This is a genomic window from Streptomyces sp. NPDC102278 (assembly GCF_044766345.1).
Lineage (GTDB): Bacteria > Actinomycetota > Actinomycetes > Streptomycetales > Streptomycetaceae > Streptomyces.
In genome coordinates, this window is record NZ_JBIWLV010000002.1 from 63044 (window position 1) to 80345 (window position 17302).

Consider the following 17302-nt stretch of genomic DNA (forward strand, 5'->3'; position numbering starts at 1 on the left):
CGGGAAGCGGGATGTGGGAAGCGGGCTCAGTGGCCGGCGAGTTCGCCGCTGAGCCTGCCGTGGAGGTGGGCACTGGGGTCGTTGAGACCGATGATCTCCACCGCCTTGCCGCGCTGGGCGTACCTGGTCTCGATGGCGTCCAGGGCCGCCACCGAGGAGGCGTCCCAGACGTGCGCCGCCGACAGGTCTATGACGACCTTCTCCGGGTCTCCCGCGTAGTCGAACCGGCCGACGAGGTCGTTGGACGAGGCGAAGAACAACGCGCCGGTGACCGCGTAGACCACGGTGGTGCCCTCGGGATCGGTGACCGCGGTGACCTCGGCGAGATGGGCGACGCGTCGGGCGAAGATGACCATCGCCGTGACCGAACCGGCGATGACGCCGACGGCGAGGTTGTGGGTGGCCACGACGCAGGCGACGGTGACGATCATGACGGTGATCTCGCCGGGGGGCATCCGCTTGAGGGTCTTCGGAGCGATGGAGTGCCAGTCAAAGGTGGCGAAGCAGACCATCACCATGACGGCGACGAGCGCGGCCATGGGGATCTCGGAGACGATCGGCCCGAAGACGACGCACAGCACCATCAGGAACGCGCCCGCGAGGAAGGTCGACAGGCGGGTGCGGGCACCCGACACCTTCACGTTGATCATCGTCTGGCCGATCATCGCGCAGCCGCCCATGCCGCCGAAGAAGCCGGTCACGATGTTGGCGATGCCCTGTCCGATGGACTCTCGTGTCTTGGAGGAAGGGGTGTCGGTGATCTCGTCGACCAGCTTGGCCGTCATCAGGGACTCCATCAGGCCGACCAGCGCCATCGCGAACGCGTAGGGGGCGATGGTGGTCAGGGTGTCCGCGGTGAACGGCACGTCCGGCAACCCGGGCACGGGCAGCGAGGAGGGCAGCGCGCCCTTGTCGCCGACCGTCGGCACCGCCACGCCCGCGGCGACCGTGATGACGGTGAGGATGGTGATCGAGACCAGCGGGGCCGGAATCACCGTGGTGATCTTCGGGAAGAACACCATCAGCGCCAACCCGGCCCCGATCAGCGGGTACACCGGCCAGGGCACATCGCGCATCTCGGGAACCTGGGCCATGAAGATCAGGATGGCGAGGGAGTTGACGAAGCCGACCATGACCGAGCGGGGGACGAACCGCATCAGCTTCGCGACACCGAGGACACCCAGCACGATCTGGAACACCCCGGCGAGGATGACGGCGGCGACCAGGTAGCCGAATCCGTGCTCACGGTTCAGCGGGGCGATCACCAGCGCGACCGCGCCGGTCGCGGCGGAGATCATCGCGCGACGACCGCCGACCACCGAGATGATCACGGCCATCGTGAACGAGGCGAACAGACCGACCGCCGGGTCGACGCCGGCGATGATCGAGAACGAGATCGCCTCCGGGATCAGCGCGAGCCCGACGACCAGGCCCGCGAGGACCTCGGTGCGCCACACCTTGGGGTCGGATACCCAGTGGGGCCGCAGGCCGCGCAGCCGCACGGCGCAGGACGTCAAGGAAACGGAAGGCAAGGGTTCGGACACCTGTCGGGCTCGGGCACACCCCGCTCCGGACAGGCCGGGGGCGTACGTAAGGACACGGGCCGACGCGCCGCGGACGGACCGCACGGCCGAACCGGAAGAGGACGGAACGGGGCCGGCGCGAGCACCGGCTCGGGCTCAACGTCAGGGGCACGTCACGTCGGGCAGGCCGCAACTCTACCCTCGCCACGAGGAGGCCCGCCCCGGCTGCCGTACATCGGCCGAGCACGGCCCCGGGCCCGCGCGTTCCGTACCCTGGCGGCATGCGCATGCGCCCCACTCTGAGCTGGACCCCCACCGAGGACCTGCGACCGGGCACCACCGACCCGGAGCCGGTCGCCGACGCGCTGCGGGCCGGAGGCGTGCTGGTGCTCAGCGGCGCCGGCATGTCCACGGAGTCGGGCATCCCCGACTACCGGGGCGAGGGCGGGAGCCTGCGTCGGCACACCCCGATGACCTACCAGGACTTCACCGCGGGGGCCCAGGCCCGGCGCCGCTACTGGGCGCGCAGTCACCTGGGCTGGCGCACCTTCGGGCGCGCCCGGCCCAATGCCGGGCACCGGGCCGTGGCGGCGTTCGGACGACAGGGCCTGCTGTCGGGCGTGATCACGCAGAACGTCGACGGCCTGCACCAGGCCGCCGGCAGCGAGGACGTGGTGGAGCTCCACGGAAGCCTGGGCCGGGTCGTCTGCCTTTCCTGCGGCGACGTCGGCTCGCGCCGCGAACTGGCCCGGCGGCTGGAGGAGGCCAACACGGGCTTCGCACCGGTGGCCTCGGCGTTGAACCCCGACGGTGACGCCGACCTCAGTGACGAACAGGTCGGGGACTTCCGCGTGGTCCCCTGCACGAAGTGCGGCGGCGTCCTCAAGCCGGACGTGGTGTTCTTCGGCGAGGCCGTTCCGCCGCGGCGGGTCGCGCACTGCCGCGAACTGGTCGGTGCGGCGAACTCCCTCCTGGTCCTCGGCTCCTCGCTGACGGTGATGTCCGGGCTGCGCTTCGTCCGTCAGGCGGCCGAGGCCGGGAAACCCGTGGTGATCGTCAACCAGGACCCGACCCGGGGCGACCGGCACGCCGTCACCCGCGTCGCGCTCCCCCTCGGGACCACCCTCACCGCCCTGGCCGACCGACTGGGCATCGCCGTGGACGGCTAGGGCCTGTCTCCGGAAGGGTTCACCGGGGCGCCGACGCCCCGGTGAACCCGGGCCCCCAGCAGGGCGATCCCCAAGGGCGTGATGAGGTGCAGCACGGACCCGCCCCGGCGGCTGGTGGTGATCAGGTTCGCGTTCCGGAGCACCCGCGCGTGCTGGCTGGCGGCCGCGACCGAGACGTCGAGGCGGCGGGCCAGCTCGGTCGTCGTGCTGCCTTCCGCCGTCACGCGCAGCGCGGCCGCTCGCGTGCGGCCGAGCAGTGATTCCAGGTTCCGGCCCGCGGGGCCGTCCGGATCGGCCGGTCCGGCACCGACCAGCGGCTCGCGCAGCGCCGGTACCGTCAACCTGGGGGGTTGTTCGCTGTCGAGCGGATCCCACAGGAGACTCACCGCGCGCGGCGAGAAGACCGTGGGCGTGATGATCAGCCCTCTGCCCCGTAGACGCACCTCGACCTTGCGCGGGTAGGGAGCCTCCAGGGTCGGCGGACACCAGCGGACCAGCGGTGTGCAGAGCGAGCGCAGCAGCAGATCGACGCCTCCCTCAAGCACCGCGTTCGTGTAGCGGGAGGACAGCGCGACCAGTTCGGGCCGCCCCTTGTGCCAATAGGGCTCCACTGCCAGGTGATGGCAGGCGCGCAACGCCGTGGCGAGCTCCCGCCGGGCCTCCGGGTCCCCCTCGGACAGCCGCCTCGCCCAGGGCAGGTGCCGGGGATGGAAGTCGACGCCTTCGAACTCGCGTCGGATCCGGGACACCGGTACGTGCAGCAGGTTGTCCACGGCGTGTTCCAGGGAGGGAACGTCGCCCATCAGGGCCAGCAGGTCGAGTCCGGGCCCGCGCACCGGGAGCAACGAGGTCAACGGGCGGGTGTCCGGCCCCAGCTGCCCCGCGAGGGCTGATCTCCACGAGCGGAAGTGGGGGTCGTCCCGGTTCTCACGCAGGAGTTCCAGGCTGTGATAGGTCTCCGCCGCGACGCCGATCGTCGCGGCGACGCGCGTCCGCGCGAGGTCTTCCGCCGTGAAGTGGATGCGTAACACCGATCGGCCCCCCTGCCGGCGCCGGCGCGGGCCCGCGCGCACCCGCAGCATTCCCCGACCGGGCTCACCACACGCCTTCTCGTCGCCTCTCGGATCGGGGCGAACCGGGCTCGGGTGGGCTTCGGCCGGGGACGGATGCGCCGCGCGCCGTGTCGTGGGGGGTGCAGGGTCAGGTGATGGGGCAGCCGGCTCCGCCGACGTAGCTCGCGTCCCTGATCTGGCTCTTGAGACCGAGTCGCGTTTCGCCGGGTCCGACGCAGATGGTCCGGTCGAAACCCCGGACGATGTCGAGCTTGATCTTGATCGTGGTCGGACCGCAGTGGTTGTAGAAGGCGATCTCCCGGCCCGCGAAGTACCCGCACGGCGAGGCGACGGCCCGGACGCCGGCTCCCTGGGAACCGCCGGCACCACCGGCGCTCGCGGGGGTGATCGTGCTCAGCACCGCAGCGGAGCCGAGAAGGCCGACCGCCACCCATCGCCGCAGACCCTTGACCCGTAACTGACGCATTCCGGCCACACTCCTCTTCGTGTCGGACGGCTCGTGAAGCGAGCCGTTCCCTTTGCGCCGGGGCCGTTGCCCCTTTGCCGCAGCACAGACTGGCAGAGGTCTTCGCGCACCGGCAAGCCTCTAAGTCACCGCTTAAAACCGCAGGTGGATCCGCCTTTCCTCAGGGCCCGCGCCCTCTCGCCCCGTGGTCGCAGCCCCATACCGAGCGGCTGAAGCGGCGGTAACGTAGGCATATGAGGCAGCTCCTCCAGCGGCGGGCGAGAGGCGGTGCATCGCATGGATCCCGAGCCCTTCGACGAGGTCACGAGCCCCGCCGCCCGAGCGGCGGGCGGCTGGCTCGGGGGTCTGCCCGTGGCCGTGCTCGCCACCGGCAGCGACGGCCGGATCGTGCGCTGGGACCAGGCCGCCCGCGAGCTGCTGGGGTACACCTCGCGGGAGGTCATCGGCCGACACATCGCCGATCTGCTGCATCCGGGCGCGGACCGCAGCCTCGGCAGGTCGTTGTGGGAGAAGGCCGTCAGCGCCCGTGGCGTCATGGGTACCGTCACCGCCTGGCACCGCGACGGGCACCCGGTGGAGGTGGAGATCTGGGCTGCGCCCGTCCCGGCCCGTCCGCGCGGCGGTACGACGGTGCTGGTGTTCGCCGCCGACGCCGCCACGGCCCAGCGGATCCGCGGTTCCTCGGCGGTGTGGGACGGGTTGTTCGCCCGCTCCCCGGTCGGTATCGCCCTCTTCGACACGCGCTTGCGATTCCTGCGGGTCAATCCCGCACTGGAGGCGATGAACGGCCTGCCGGAGGCCGCTCACGTCGGGCGACGCCTGGCCGAGGTGCTGCCGGGGGTGAACGCGGCCGCCATGGAAGTCCTCATGCGGCAGGTGCTCGAAGACGGCCGGCCCGTCCTCGACTCGCGTCGCATCGGCCGCACGCCGGCCGTACCGGACCAGGACCGGGTGTGGTCGTGCTCGTACACCAGGTTGGAGGACACGGACGGGCACCCGCTGGGGCTGGCGGCCTCCCTGATCGACATCACGGTCCAGGAGCAGACCCAGCTGGAGGCCGAGGCCGGCCGCCGGCGCCTCGCGCTCATCAACGCGGCCACGTACCGCATCGGCACCAGTCTGGACCTTGAGCGCACCGCCCAGGAACTCGCCGAGGTCACCGTCCCCGACCTGGCCGACCTGGTCACGGTCGACGTCCTGGAGTCCCTGGCCGCGGGCGCGGAGGTCGGCCTCGGCCTGGTGGCCGGTACCCGGCTGCGACGCCTGGGCAAGGCACCGTCCGGCTCACCGCTGGCCGACATCCTCGCCCCCCTCGGGCGCACCCTGACCTTCCCGCCGGCCGCCCCCTACACCCAGGCCGTCGCCGACCGCCACGCCTTCGTCATCGCGCGGCTCGACGAGGAGGCCATCGCCCCCGCGGCCCGCCATTCCCAAGCACCGGCCGAGCTGCTGAGGCAGGGCGTGCACTCGTTCATGATGGTGCCGCTGCTCGCACGGGGGACGGTGCTGGGCCTGGCCACGTTCTACCGCTGCACCACCCCGGAGCCCTTCAACGACGAGGACACCGCCCTCGCGACCGAGCTGGCCGCGCGGGCCGCCGTGTGCGTGGACAACGCCCGCCTGTACCACCGCGAACACGACACCGCCGTCATCCTGCAGCGCAGCATGCTGCCCCAGCACATCACCCCGCCCCCGGGCATAGAGGTCGCCCACCGCTACTTGCCCGCCAGTGACGTCAACGAGGTCGGCGGCGACTGGTACGACGTGATCCCCATGTCCGGCGATTCGGTGGCGCTCGCGATCGGCGACGTCATGGGCCACGGAATCCAGGCCGCGGCCGTCATGGGCCGACTCTCCGCCAGCGTCCGCGCCCTGGCCAGGCTCGATCTCGACCATGACGCCATGTTCCACCAGCTCCAGGCCGCCCTCGACGACCTGGCCGAGCCGATGCTCGCCACCTTCCTGTACGTCGATCTCGACACGGCCACCGGGGCCTGCCGCATCACCTGCGCCGGCCATCCTCCGCCCGCGCTCGTCACCCCCGACGGCGCCGCCCGGCTTCTCGACGTACCGCCGGGACTCCCCCTGGGCGTCGGCCCGACCCGATTCACCACCACTCACACCACCCTCGTGCCGGGCAGCGTGATCGTCCTCTACACCGACGGCCTCATCGAGGCGCGCGGCACCGACATCGACGACCGCCTCGGTGAACTCACCCATCTCCTCGCCGAGCCCGCCCCCTCCCTCGACGCCCTCTGCGACAGCCTCGTCACGCACTTGGTGCCGGCCTCCGCGGACGACGACATCGCCCTCCTCGCCGCCCGCCTGAGCGGCCTCTGAGACCTGATCGGGGTAGCGCCCCGCCCCGGGTCGAACCGGTGGGCCACGTTCCCCATAAGTTGACTGAAATTTCAGTCAGTGTCAGAGTGGTTCCACGAGGCCGCAGCACTCACCGTGCACCGCAGCCGTTCGTGGCGCGGACCGCGCATTCTTGTCCGTAAGGACCGGTTTGCCGGACCTGCCGCGCACCCGAGCCGCATCCTCTCGCTCGCCCTGGCCGGACTCACCCGTTCCGCCGGCCCACGATCGGAGTTCTCCCGTGTCCTTCCTGCCCCCCACCCGCCGGACCGTCCTTCGGACCCTCGCCGGAATCGGCGCCGCCGTCGCGGGCGCCTCGGCCTGCTCCTCCGCGTCCGGCGTCCAGGTCGACGCCACGACCGGTTCCTCCCGGCCCGCCACCTCGGGCGGCAAGCGCCGCCTGGGCGCCGAGTGGGAGAGCCACACCCGCACGTTCATGTCCTGGCCGGCGCTGAGCTCGGTCTGGCACGAGGACCTGCGCTACGTACGCGAGGACATCGCGAGGATCGCGCGCGCCGTCGGGGAGTACGAGGCGGTCGTCATGATGGCCCGGCCCGACCAGGTGGACGCGGCCCAGCGGGCCGTCGGCTCCCAGGTCGAGGTCGTCCCACTGGCGGTCGACGACCTCTGGGCCCGCGACACCATTCCCGTGTTCGTCGAGGAGGGCGGCAAGGCCGTCGGCGTCGACTTCAACTTCAACGGCTGGGGCAACAAGCAGAAGGAGCACCAAAACGACGCCCGGGTCGGGCGGGCGGTACTCCAGAAGTACGGGATCCCCCGGGTCCAGGCCCCCCTCGTCGCGGAGGGCGGCTCGTTCGAGCCCGACGGCGAGGGCACCCTGATGATCACCGAGAGCTCGATCGTCAACGACAACCGCAACCGCGGCAAGAACCGGGACACCATCGAGAAGGAGCTCAAGCAGACCCTCGGCGTCGAGAAGGTGATCTGGCTGGCCGGCGTCCGCGGGGAGGACATCACCGACGCCCACGTGGACAGCCTCGTGCGCTTCACCGCGCCCGGTGTGGTCCTGCTGGACCGCGCGCACCCGGGCACGCCGGCGGACTCCTGGTCGCGCTCCGCCGACCAGGCCAAGTCCGTACTGTCCAAGGCGACGGACGCACGCGGCCGGCGCTTCGAGGTCATCGACCTGCCGCAGCCCGACCTGAACAGGATCACGGGCGAGGGCGACGACTTCGTGTCGACCTACGCCAACTTCTACATCGCCAACGACTCCGTCTTCATGCCCCGGTTCGGGGACCGCAAGGCCGACGACCGGGCCCGCGCCATCCTGCGCGAGCACTTCCCCAAGCGGGACGTGGTGCCGATCGCGATCGACACGATCGCCTCGGGTGGCGGTGGCATCCACTGCTCCACCCACGACCAGCCCGGCAAGCCCGCCGCCTGACCGCACGCACCCGGCGCGCGGCAGGTCCGTAACGCGCGCCGGGGCACACGGCGTTGGCGGAGGACAGCGTGCCGGTGGCCTTGTCGAGGATCGCGGCGGCGCCGCCGCCCCAACCGCGCAGGTCATTGCCGGTGATCCAGGTACCGACGCAGCCGGGGAGCACGGCGATGGCCGCCTCGGCGGGAACCGGACCGTCACCCTTGCGGACGACGTTGCCCTGGCAGGACGCGTTCGCCGCGTTGCCGCCGAAGCGGATGCCGTACGTGGCCGTCGCCCCGGCCCGGTTGGCGCCGGTGATCTGGTTGTCGCGCAGGGAGATGTCGTTGGTGCCCGCCGCGATGCCGTGACCGGTGGGGTTCAGGACGGTGTTGTGGGCGATCAGGGTGCCCGGTGCGTCCGTGTCGACGCCGATGCCGTCACCCTGGTGGTCCCGTCACCCTTCGCCCCGTAGGCCAGCACGTCGTGGACGCTGCGTCGGCCGCCCGCCGCCGCGGCGGCCGGGCCGGCGGCCACCACCTGGCCGGCGCCCAGCCGTCGATGGGCAGGGCCGCCGGAGGCGGATCCGCCTTCGCGGGGTCCGAGTCGCCCGTCCGGGGGGCCGGCCCCGTGAGTCGACCGTGACCGGCGCCGTGGAGGCGGGACCGGACGGGAACACTGGGCCGGGACCAGGAGAGGCGAGGTGGCCGAAGTGACGGAGACGGCGCAGGACGGGCCCGACGGTGGGCGTTCCACCGAGGCCACCGGCTATCGGCAGGAGCTGAAACGCTCGCTCGGCTCCTTCCAGGTGTTCGCGATCTCCTTCGCGTTCATCTCGGTGGCGGTCGGGATCTTCGCCACCTTCGATCAGGTGCTGCTGACGGCGGGGCCGGTCGGGATCTGGCTCTGGCTCGTCGCCGCGGTCGGGCAGACCCTCGTGGCGCTGGTGGTCGCGCAGTTCGCCGCCCGCATCCCGCTGAGCGGCTCGTCCTACCAATGGGCCTCCCGGCTCGGGAACCCCAGGGTCGGCTGGTGGTTCGGCTGGCTGACGTTCTGTTACCTGGCCATCGCCGTGGTCGCCGTCGACAACGCCCTGGCGAGCCAGGCGTTCATGCCGCTCGCCGGCATGGGCCCGGACGAGGACACCGCGCGCGTCATCACCCTGGTGGTGCTGGTCGTCCAGGCCCTGCTCGCCATCGCCTCGACACGGCTGGTCAGCTGGATCAACTCGGCCGCGGTCGGCCTCGAACTCGCGCTCGTCGTGGTGGTGGCTATCTCACTCGTCGTCGCCGTCCTGGTCACGGGCAACGGATCGGCGGGCAACCTGACGTCCCGCGGGGTCACCGAGGGCTCTCCCGGCTACTTCGCCGTCGGTGGCGGCCTGATGCTCGCGATGATCATGGGGCTGGCCACCCTCGTCGGCTTCGACTCCGCGGCCAACCTCGCCGAGGAGGCGAAGGACCCCCACCGCAGTGTCCCGCGCGCGATCGTCGCGTCGGTCGTGGCGGCCGGCGTGCTCGGCATGCTCTTCCTGATCACCCTCACCGTCGCCATCGAGGACATCCCCCGGATCAGCAACGAGGCCTCGCCCGTGGCGGCGATCATGCACGACCGTCTCGGCGCCGTCGCCGAGCGGGTGCTGCTGGTCGCCATCACCTTCGCCTTCTTCGGCGCCGGCATCGTCGTGATGGTCTCCTGCTCCCGCCTCGTCTACGCCATGTCCCGCGACTCCCGTTTCCCCGCCCATCAGCTGATGCGGCGCGTCAGCCCCCGCACGCACACGCCCATCCCGGCGACCGTCCTCATCCTCGCGCTCGGGGCCGTCCTGATGGTCGCGCTCCCCGGCGCGGCCCTGCTGGAACTGATCACCGCGTCGACCATCCTCCCCGCTCTCATTTACGGGTCCACGATCGTCCTCTACCTCGCCGTACGCCGACGGCTCGACCGCCAGAAGGGCGCGTTCGACCTGGGGCGCTGCGAACTGCCCGTCGCGGTCTGCGCACTGGCCTGGACGCTCTTCGCCCTCTTCGTGCTCGTGGCGCCCGCCGAGGCACTCACCTCGGTCGTCATCGTGGCGGGCCTCCTGGTCCTCGGAGGCGTGTTCTTCCTCGGCATGCTGGTCTTCGACCGCCGGGCCCTGGTCTCCGAACCCGGCTCGGGGCCCGGGGGCGAGAACACCCCCGGGCCCTGAACGTCTCTGAAGAGAACGCCTAGTTGTACGGCTCCAGCGTCATGAAGGCCTCTTGCGGGTTGCCGTCGTGCACCAACGACTCGTGGGCGCCCACGTCGTCGAAGGCGAAGCCGTACGCCTTGCCGTCGGCCATCTGTCCGTGGATGACGCGGGAGTAGTGGTTGGTGACGGCGTCACGGTAGAAGTTGGCGCCGTTCGGGTCGGGTTGGGCGGGGTTGGTCAGGAGCGTCGACCGGTTGTAGCCCGCGCACAGGGTGCGGGAGATCGGGCCGCGGACGAGGTCGTTGGGCGCGTCCAGGAGCTTGTAGCAGCCGAAGACGCTGTCGGAGTCCGGCTTCTGGAAGCTGGTGACCACCGCTCCCGCACTGTTGGTGAAGTTCATGACGTTGCCCGAGACCCGGCCGAAGTACTTGGTGTTCGGTTGGTTCGCGAACGGCGTCACGGTGAGCGTGGAGGAGCTGTACTTGCTCCAGACCCGGTTGACGTAGTCGTTCATGACGCCGGCCGGAATGCCGCCGGCCTCGATGCCGTGACCGGGTGAGAGCGCCCGCAACGGCGTCCCGTCGGGGCGGTTCTGGATCAGCCCGCCCCAGCCGGCCGAACGCAGCTGGCTGAACACGGCGTTGTAGCCGCCCGGCTTGAGCCGACCGACGGTGCTGACCGTACCGCCCGCGGCCTTGACGCCCACCGCGTACGGAGCCGAGAACATGTCGACCTGGGTGCTGTTGATCCACAGGCCGGCGTCGTTGAGCGTGTACTCGGACCAGTTGAACAGGGTGTTGCGGTTGGGGTCGGAGGGATTCTGCACGGCGGGCTGCACCAGGCCGCCGGTGGTGAGCCTGAAGACGAGCTTCTGGCCGATGGAGAAGTAGACCCGCCCGGAGAACTTGGGCATCCGGATCGTCTTGGTCTGCCCGTCGGCCGGGCCCGTGATCGACGCGTCGGGCGCGGGGGTGGGGGGATTGCCCCCCGCGGGCCATGGGTGGAACGTGCCGTTGGCGTCGGCCCAGCCCTGCTGCCCGGTGGTGAGCAGGGTGCCCAGGTTGTAGACGTAGACCGGCTCGCCACGTCCCGAGTTGTTCTTGATCGTGAGCGGGATGGTCGTCGGTACGGCCTCCGCCGACGTCGACGGGCCGAGAACCATCAGGCCGGCGGCGACGACCAGCGCCGAGGCGCCCGATCCAAGCACTTTCGATAAGCGGAACATGCTCTTCCTCCTGGTGGGGGGAGCCTGCCGGGGAGGTGCCCCACCTCTCTCACCCTGGGGGCGAGGCGGGCGGAGCGGGCAGGGCGGGGAGAGACGCCTTGAATGCTGAGAGCGCTCTCAGAATCGGGTTGTGTTCACCTCCTGTCAATGAATCCGGCACGGCTTTGAGAACCCGATCGCCTTCGCGGCAGGTGAGAGGACGGGTGCGGGGTCCCGCGCACCGTGTCGCGGCGCCCCGGGGGCGACAGGAATTCGTCGGGAGTGCGAGGGGAATCGGCGACAGGCCGTCAACTCCTGGTGGCCGGCCGGGTCGACGGCTACGTTGTCGCCTGTTCCCCAGCACTCGTGACGGAGGATCACCGCATGCAGACCCGCTTCACCCACACCCCGCGCAAGCGAGTGGGATGGGGAATGTCCCTCGTCCTGATCGCGGTCACCGCGCTCCTCGGTACCTCACCCGGGGCCGCCACGGCGACGACTCCCGCAGCGCCATCCGTTCCCGTCCTGTCCTGGGGCCCCTGCGCCGACCCGGGGGACGGTTTCGAGTGTGCGACCGCCCAGGTGCCGCTGGACTACCGCCGCCCCACCGGGCCCACCCTCCCGCTCGCGGTCACCCGCCACCGGGCGGCCGACCCGGCCCACCGCACGGGTGTCCTGGTGCTGCATCCCGGCGGCCCCGGCAACTCCGGGGTGAACTTCGCCCGTGACAGTTACGACGCGCTCCCCGCCGCCCTCCGAGACGCTTTCGACGTCGTCGGGTACGACATGCGCGGCGTGGCGCGCAGCGGACAGGTGGAGTGCTGGAACGACACGGAGTACTCCGCCGCTGTCGACGCCGCACGCGGCGTACCCGGCCCGGGGGCCCTGCGCGACGCCGTTCGGCAGGGACTCGACTTCGCCACCGCCTGCCGGCAACGGTCGGGGGACCTCGTGCCGTTCATCGGCACCGCCTCGAACGCCAAGGACATGGACCTGCTCCGCCAGGCCCTCGGCGAGGAGACGCTCTCGTTCTACGGTCGTTCCTTCGGGAGCTACGTCGGCACCGTCTACGCCGCGCAGTTCCCCCGACGGGTGCGCGCCATGGTCCTGGACGGGGCCTACGATCCGCGGCACTACGCCGACGTGCCGTACGCGTACGACGCCAAGCAGTTCGTCGCCCTGGACGCGGCGGTCGGCCGGTTCCTGGACTGGTGCGCGCAGAACGCCACCACCTGCGGATTCGGCGACGGGCACCCGCGGCAGGCGTTCGAACAGCTCAAGCGGGCCCTGGACGCCGACCCAGTCATCACGGCGAGCGGACGTCCGGCCACCGGCTACACCCTCGCCTACCGTCTGATGTTCAACATCAACTCGGGCAAGGAGATCTGGCCCTACCTGGGAGAGGCCCTGCGGGCGGCCCAGGCGCGCCAGGGTTCGTTCCTGTTGTCCCCGCCCTCCCCCGCGTCCTTCGACTTCCTCAACGTCAACATGGCCGTCGAGTGCGCCGACCGCGTCTACCCGACGAATCACCTGCTCCTGGGCGCGCTGGTCAGCGCGCACGTCGCCGCGGCCCCGCTGCTGGGACCCCCCATCGGCCTCGGACCGCCCACCTACGACCACAACCACGCGCCCACCTGCGCCCAGTGGCCGGCGGAGCGCCCGAGCCGCTTCGAGGGCTCCTACCGGGCGGCCGGTTCCGCCCCGATCCTGATCCTCGGCACGACCGGTGACCCGGACACCCCGTACCAGGACGCCCGGGCCCTCGCCGCGACCCTGGACAACGGACGACTGCTGACCTTCGACGCCGAAGGACACACCGCGTACAACCGGAGCGCATGCGTCAGCGCCCTGGTCAACGACTACCTCGCCACCCTGGCGCTGCCCGCGCGGGGCACCGTCTGCTCGGACGAGACACCTCCGCAACCGCCGGCCCTGCGCACCGAGAGGATCGAAGTCGACGAGACGCGCGATGTGATCCCGGCCCTGCGCTGAGCCACCGCGGCGCCGCGCCGGGCGCTGTCGCCCCGTCCCTCGTCCGGCGATCGCCCGGGTACGGATCGTCGAGCGGGGCTGGCCGCACGTGGGCCGCGGCCCCGCCTCGTGGGGGAACGCGGACTCAGCGGCGGCAGGGCATGTGCGGGCCGTGGCCGAGCACGTAGGACACCGACACGATCGCCGCGGTCCAGACGGCCACCCCGGCCCAGACCAGCCGCCCTTCCCCGCTCATGCCGGCCGCCACCACCAGGGCCAGCGCGGCGCAGAGCAGCGTGCCCATCACCGCCATCAGGCCGATCGGCGGCCGACGCTCGGCTCGCCGACCCGGTCGACCACGACTCCCGCCCCGCGATTCCTCCCGCAGGCCCGCGACCAGTTGGTCCCAGGCCGCCGTCTCCCGCACTGTCAGCCGTTCCCTCTCCATGCCACACCCCCGGACCCCACCCAGCACCGCGCTGGTCCTGCGCGGATACCCTGCCGGCCGCACCTCATGCGCGGCCCCGACCGCACCCGACCGGATCGCTCGGGGTGCTCTCGGGGTCGCCCGGGCGCAGGCTGGGTGAATGGCCGACCAGACGGAGATCGTCATCCATCCCGTTTCGCCGAGGGGCGGGCGGAAAGTCACGGTGCACGCGCTGGGTGTGGACGCGGACCTGGGCCGCGCACACTCCACGAGCGACGTCTCCGAATTCCTCCGGCGCGCCGGGCTGGAGGGCGTGGACCTGTCGGAGGAGGGACCGATCCGCTGGGAAGGCGGCGGCCCCGAAGTCTGGACGGCCGACACCTGACGGGGAGCGCGGGCCGGCCGGCACGTCGGGGCCGCCCAGGTCGTCTCTCGCGGCCCCGGCAAGATCCGAAAGAGACGGCCTAGGGCCGCTCGTGCCGGTCTACAGCCATTTGTTGCGCCGCAGGGCCCGGTACACGACGGCGCAGACGACGATGATCAGCACCCAGACGGCGGGGTAGCCGTACGGCGACGAGAGCTCGGGCATGTGGTCGAAGTTCATCCCGTACACACCGACGATCATGGTGGGGACGGCGATGAGGGCGGCCCATGCGCTGATGCGGCGCATGTCCGCGTTCTGCTGGACGCCGAGCTGGGCGATGCCGGCGCTGAGCATGCCGGTGATGAGTTCGTCGAAGGACAGGATCTGTTCCCTCACCCGCTGGTGGTGGTCGGCGACGTCCCGGAAGTACGTCGCCACCTCTTCGGGGACCTGCGCGCTGCCTTCGCTGAGGCGCCGCAGCGCCGGGGCCAGGGGCATGACGGCGCGTTTGAATTCGAGGAGTTCCCGCTTGAGCTGGTAGATCCGCCCGGCATCGACCGGGCGGTCCGGGGAGAAGACCTCGCTCTCCAGCGTGTCGACGTCACCGGCGAAGGAGTCGGCCACCTCCAGGTAGCGGTCGACGACCATGTCCGCGACCGCGTGCAGGACGGCAGCGGGGCCGCAGCCCAGTTGGCGCGGATCGTCCTGCAACTGTTGGCGTACGCCTTCCAGGGACGGGGCGCTCCCGTGGCGGACGGTGATCGCGTACCCGGGGCCGGCGAACACCATGATCTCGCCGGTGTCGACGATCTCGCTGGTCGCGGTGACCTTGTCGTGGTCGACGTAGACGATCGTCTTGAGCACCAGGAAGAGCATGTCTCCGTAGCGTTCCAGTTTGGGACGCTGGTGGGCATGGACGGCGTCCTCGACCGCGAGGGGGTGCAGGCCGAAGGCCTCGGCGACCTCCTGGAGCTGCTCCGCCGTGGGCTCGTACAGGCCGATCCAGGCGAACCGACCCGCCTGCGGGTCTATCCGCTCCATCACCTTGCCCAGGTTCACCTGACCGGGGATGCGGAGCCCGTCCTCGTAGAGGGCGCAGTCCACCACCGCCGACGGCAGGCCCGTACCGTCCTTGCCGTCCTGCTGCGCCGCCGCCATGTCGTGCCCCTTGTTCCGTCGTCCGCCGGGTAGGCGGGCAACCTACCCCCGGCCAACGACTTCTCACCCGGCGGCGCCTGTGACACAGGTCGGCCGGCGCGTCGACGGGTGCCGCACGGGGTCCGTACGCGTTGCGTACGCGTTGCGTACGGGCCGGCTCCTACTGCGGCTCGGTCGCGATCTGGATCAGGTTGCCGCAGGTGTCGTCGAAGACGGCGGTGGTGACCGGGCCCATCTCCACCGGCTCCTGTGTGAAGCGGACACCGAGGCCGCGCAGGCGCTCGTACTCGGCCCTGACGTCGTCGACGGCGAACTGGGCGAGCGGGATGCCGTCGCCCACGAGCGCGTCGCGGTACGGCTTGACGGCGGGGTGTCCGGCGGGCTCCAGGAGGAGCTCGGTACCGCCGGGCTCGTCGCGCGAGACGACGGTCAGCCACCGGTCCTTCTCCCCCACCGGGACGTCGTGCTTCTTCACGAAGCCGAGGATCTCGGTGTAGAAGGCCAGGGCCTTGGCCTGGTCGTCGACGAAGACGCTGGTCATGTGGATCTTCATGGGGTGTTCTCCTCCGGTCCGGATGCCTCTTGCACGGGCCGTCGCTCGGCGTGCGCGGGCCATCGCTCGGCGATCTGTCGCAAGGGGGCCGTGTTGGGCAAGTATCCACTTGCATATCAAGCGCGGGGCCGGACGCGTCCCACATCGGTGCAGGCTGGACCCCCGGACACGCGAGAGGGGGCGAGCACACGGCTCGCCCCCTGCCCTCCTTGCCCTCCTCGCCCTCCTTGTCCGCAGCGTGTCCCCTCTTCCCCGGACGGGGGACACAGGCTCAGCGGCGCGTCAGGTCGGGTTCGGGAACGCGTTCCCGGCGCTGCGCGGGCAGCGTCGCCGGTGGCGGAGGAACCTGGGCCGGAGTGCTCTGTCGGATGTCCTCTATGCCGGACCGCATCGCGGAACGGAGCCTGCGCGAGAGAGGTCGTTCCACGAACCGATGAATCAGCCAGGAGACGGCGAGCATCGCGGCGGTGACCGTGCCGACCAGCGCGTATGGGGGCATCTTGTCCCGGAAATGGTGGATCAGGGTGATACCCGCAGTCATGTGGATGATGTAGAGCGGGTAGGTGATCGCACCGACGGTGGACAGCCAGCGCCACTGGATGCGGTCGAGCAGGCCGAGCGCGATGGCGGCCATCGCCAGGAAACCGACGGCGATGACGAGCCGGGCCGGCCAGGCCGGCAGTTGTTCCGCCAGACGTGCGCCGAGATTGGTGACCATGCGGCCGCGCACGTAGTGCTGGGCCAGGAGGAACTGGCAGCCGACGATGGCCCAGAGCAGCCCGGAGGGCCGGAATCGCCGCATCAGGTAGAAGGCCACGCCCGCGATGAAGTACGGGGAGTACTGAGGGATCGCGAAGAAGTGCAGCAGCTTGAAATCGGTGGAGGGCGCCACGATGCCGGCAACCGTCCACAGCCCGATGAACATGACGCAATTGCGGTACGTGACCCCGACACGGATGACGAGCGCGAAGAGCGCGTAGAACTTGAGCTCTTCGAAGAGGGTCCAGTACGCGTGGTCGAGGTGCGGAACACCCATCCCGCCCTGGAACATCGTGAAATTGACCAGGATGTCGGCCCACTCGTCGATGCGCCACAGCTCGGGCAGCGTCCACAGCACCACGGTCGTGAAGGCGATGCCCGCCCAGTACGCGGGAAAGAGTCGCGAAATGCGCGAGGTGGCGAAGTCGCCGACCGTACGGCCCCAGGCGCTCATGCAGATGACGAAGCCGCTGACGATGAAGAAGATCTCGACGCCGAGCCAGCCGTAGAGTGCGAACGGGCGGAGCGCGGGGAAGAGGTGCTGTGTGCCACTGAGCCCCCAGGCGGTGCCCAGCGCCACGTAGTGGTACAGCACGACGACGAGCGCCGCAGTTATTCGTACCGCGTCGAGCGCGTAGAGCCTTACCGGCGCCCGGCTCGCTGTTCGTATCCCGGCCATTCGGCGGCCGCCTCCCCTGCAATTCTGTGAAACTGGTCAACGGG

The 17302-nt window shown here is 70.8% G+C and carries 15 protein-coding genes; 7 read left to right on the forward strand and 8 right to left on the reverse strand.

Annotated elements, in window-relative coordinates:
- Positions 1–26 precede the first annotated feature (26 nt).
- The gene (locus tag ACIRO3_RS05055) at positions 27–1532 is read right to left on the reverse strand and encodes a SulP family inorganic anion transporter (protein WP_404132550.1); all 1506 of its coding nucleotides are present in this window, start codon (positions 1530–1532) and stop codon (positions 27–29) included.
- A gap of 272 nt (positions 1533–1804) precedes the next feature.
- Between ACIRO3_RS05055 and ACIRO3_RS05060 the strand changes: the two genes are divergently transcribed.
- A complete protein-coding gene (locus ACIRO3_RS05060; RefSeq protein ID WP_404132552.1) occupies positions 1805–2692 on the forward strand; it encodes an NAD-dependent protein deacetylase in 888 nt (295 codons plus the stop codon).
- Here ACIRO3_RS05060 and ACIRO3_RS05065 read toward each other — a convergent pair.
- Together ACIRO3_RS05065 and ACIRO3_RS05070 are read right to left on the reverse strand one after the other, a co-directional pair.
- The gene (locus ACIRO3_RS05065) at positions 2689–3723 is read right to left on the reverse strand and encodes an ArsR/SmtB family transcription factor (RefSeq protein ID WP_404132555.1); all 1035 of its coding nucleotides are present in this window, start codon (positions 3721–3723) and stop codon (positions 2689–2691) included. The two genes, ACIRO3_RS05060 and ACIRO3_RS05065, sit on opposite strands and share 4 nt — an antisense overlap.
- 169 nt (positions 3724–3892) lie before the next feature.
- Positions 3893–4231 carry a DUF6355 family natural product biosynthesis protein gene (locus ACIRO3_RS05070; RefSeq protein ID WP_404132558.1) on the reverse strand — a complete coding sequence of 113 codons (339 nt, stop codon included), beginning with the start codon at positions 4229–4231 and terminating at the stop codon, positions 3893–3895.
- 276 nt (positions 4232–4507) lie between these two features.
- Between ACIRO3_RS05070 and ACIRO3_RS05075 the strand changes: the two genes are divergently transcribed.
- The 4 genes from ACIRO3_RS05075 (at position 4508) to ACIRO3_RS05090 (ending at position 10161) form a co-directional block, all read left to right on the forward strand.
- A complete protein-coding gene (locus tag ACIRO3_RS05075; RefSeq protein ID WP_404132561.1) occupies positions 4508–6571 on the forward strand; it encodes a SpoIIE family protein phosphatase in 2064 nt (687 codons plus the stop codon).
- A 259-nt stretch (positions 6572–6830) separates the two neighbouring features.
- Positions 6831–7994 carry an agmatine/peptidylarginine deiminase gene (locus ACIRO3_RS05080; RefSeq protein WP_404132564.1) on the forward strand — a complete coding sequence of 388 codons (1164 nt, stop codon included), beginning with the start codon at positions 6831–6833 and terminating at the stop codon, positions 7992–7994.
- Positions 7995–8125: 131 nt separating this feature from the next.
- A complete protein-coding gene (locus ACIRO3_RS05085; protein ID WP_404132566.1) occupies positions 8126–8341 on the forward strand; it encodes a hypothetical protein in 216 nt (71 codons plus the stop codon).
- A gap of 332 nt (positions 8342–8673) precedes the next feature.
- Positions 8674–10161 (forward strand): APC family permease, encoded by a 1488-nt coding sequence (locus ACIRO3_RS05090; protein WP_404132569.1) that lies wholly within the window; start codon positions 8674–8676, stop codon positions 10159–10161.
- 19 nt (positions 10162–10180) lie between these two features.
- On the opposite strand, the gene ACIRO3_RS05095 is transcribed toward ACIRO3_RS05090, so the two are convergent.
- Positions 10181–11368, reverse strand: coding sequence for a glycoside hydrolase family 64 protein (locus tag ACIRO3_RS05095; protein WP_365997042.1), 1188 nt, complete (start codon positions 11366–11368; stop codon positions 10181–10183).
- Between the two features lie 363 nt (positions 11369–11731).
- Between ACIRO3_RS05095 and ACIRO3_RS05100 the strand changes: the two genes are divergently transcribed.
- Entirely contained in the window at positions 11732–13339 is a 1608-nt protein-coding gene (locus ACIRO3_RS05100; protein WP_404132572.1) for an alpha/beta hydrolase, read from the forward strand.
- 124 nt (positions 13340–13463) lie between these two features.
- Here the strand turns inward: ACIRO3_RS05100 and ACIRO3_RS05105 are convergent, their stop codons facing one another.
- Positions 13464–13766, reverse strand: coding sequence for a hypothetical protein (locus tag ACIRO3_RS05105; protein WP_365997040.1), 303 nt, complete (start codon positions 13764–13766; stop codon positions 13464–13466).
- 139 nt (positions 13767–13905) lie between these two features.
- Here ACIRO3_RS05105 and ACIRO3_RS05110 point away from each other — a divergent pair, with 139 nt between their 5' ends.
- Positions 13906–14130, forward strand: coding sequence for a hypothetical protein (locus tag ACIRO3_RS05110; RefSeq protein WP_361781670.1), 225 nt, complete (start codon positions 13906–13908; stop codon positions 14128–14130).
- Positions 14131–14229: 99 nt separating this feature from the next.
- Here ACIRO3_RS05110 and ACIRO3_RS05115 read toward each other — a convergent pair whose 3' ends face one another.
- The 3 genes from ACIRO3_RS05115 to ACIRO3_RS05125 form a co-directional block, all read right to left on the reverse strand.
- On the reverse strand, positions 14230–15267 hold the full coding sequence (locus ACIRO3_RS05115) for a magnesium and cobalt transport protein CorA (RefSeq protein WP_404132576.1): 1038 nt from the start codon (positions 15265–15267) through the stop codon (positions 14230–14232).
- Positions 15268–15427: 160 nt separating this feature from the next.
- Positions 15428–15820: a VOC family protein gene (locus ACIRO3_RS05120; protein ID WP_361782586.1), complete on the reverse strand. Its 393-nt coding sequence runs from the start codon at positions 15818–15820 to the stop codon at positions 15428–15430.
- A 271-nt stretch (positions 15821–16091) separates the two neighbouring features.
- Positions 16092–17258 (reverse strand): acyltransferase family protein, encoded by a 1167-nt coding sequence (locus tag ACIRO3_RS05125; RefSeq protein WP_404132579.1) that lies wholly within the window; start codon positions 17256–17258, stop codon positions 16092–16094.
- Positions 17259–17302: the final 44 nt, after the last annotated feature.

Bases quoted from the DNA above. Each gene is read 5' to 3' on its own strand.
- ACIRO3_RS05070 (WP_404132558.1), bottom strand. From the start codon at position 4,231: ATGCGTCAGTTACGGGTCAAGGGTCTGCGGCGATGGGTGGCGGTCGGC.
- ACIRO3_RS05060 (WP_404132552.1), top strand. From the start codon at position 1,805: ATGCGCATGCGCCCCACTCTGAGCTGGACCCCCACCGAGGACCTGCGA.
- ACIRO3_RS05110 (WP_361781670.1), top strand. From the start codon at position 13,906: ATGGCCGACCAGACGGAGATCGTCATCCATCCCGTTTCGCCGAGGGGC.
- ACIRO3_RS05075 (WP_404132561.1), top strand. From the start codon at position 4,508: ATGGATCCCGAGCCCTTCGACGAGGTCACGAGCCCCGCCGCCCGAGCG.
- ACIRO3_RS05120 (WP_361782586.1), bottom strand. From the start codon at position 15,820: ATGAAGATCCACATGACCAGCGTCTTCGTCGACGACCAGGCCAAGGCC.
- ACIRO3_RS05105 (WP_365997040.1), bottom strand. From the start codon at position 13,766: ATGGAGAGGGAACGGCTGACAGTGCGGGAGACGGCGGCCTGGGACCAA.
- ACIRO3_RS05100 (WP_404132572.1), top strand. From the start codon at position 11,732: ATGCAGACCCGCTTCACCCACACCCCGCGCAAGCGAGTGGGATGGGGA.
- ACIRO3_RS05125 (WP_404132579.1), bottom strand. From the start codon at position 17,258: ATGGCCGGGATACGAACAGCGAGCCGGGCGCCGGTAAGGCTCTACGCG.
- ACIRO3_RS05095 (WP_365997042.1), bottom strand. From the start codon at position 11,368: ATGTTCCGCTTATCGAAAGTGCTTGGATCGGGCGCCTCGGCGCTGGTC.
- ACIRO3_RS05115 (WP_404132576.1), bottom strand. From the start codon at position 15,267: ATGGCGGCGGCGCAGCAGGACGGCAAGGACGGTACGGGCCTGCCGTCG.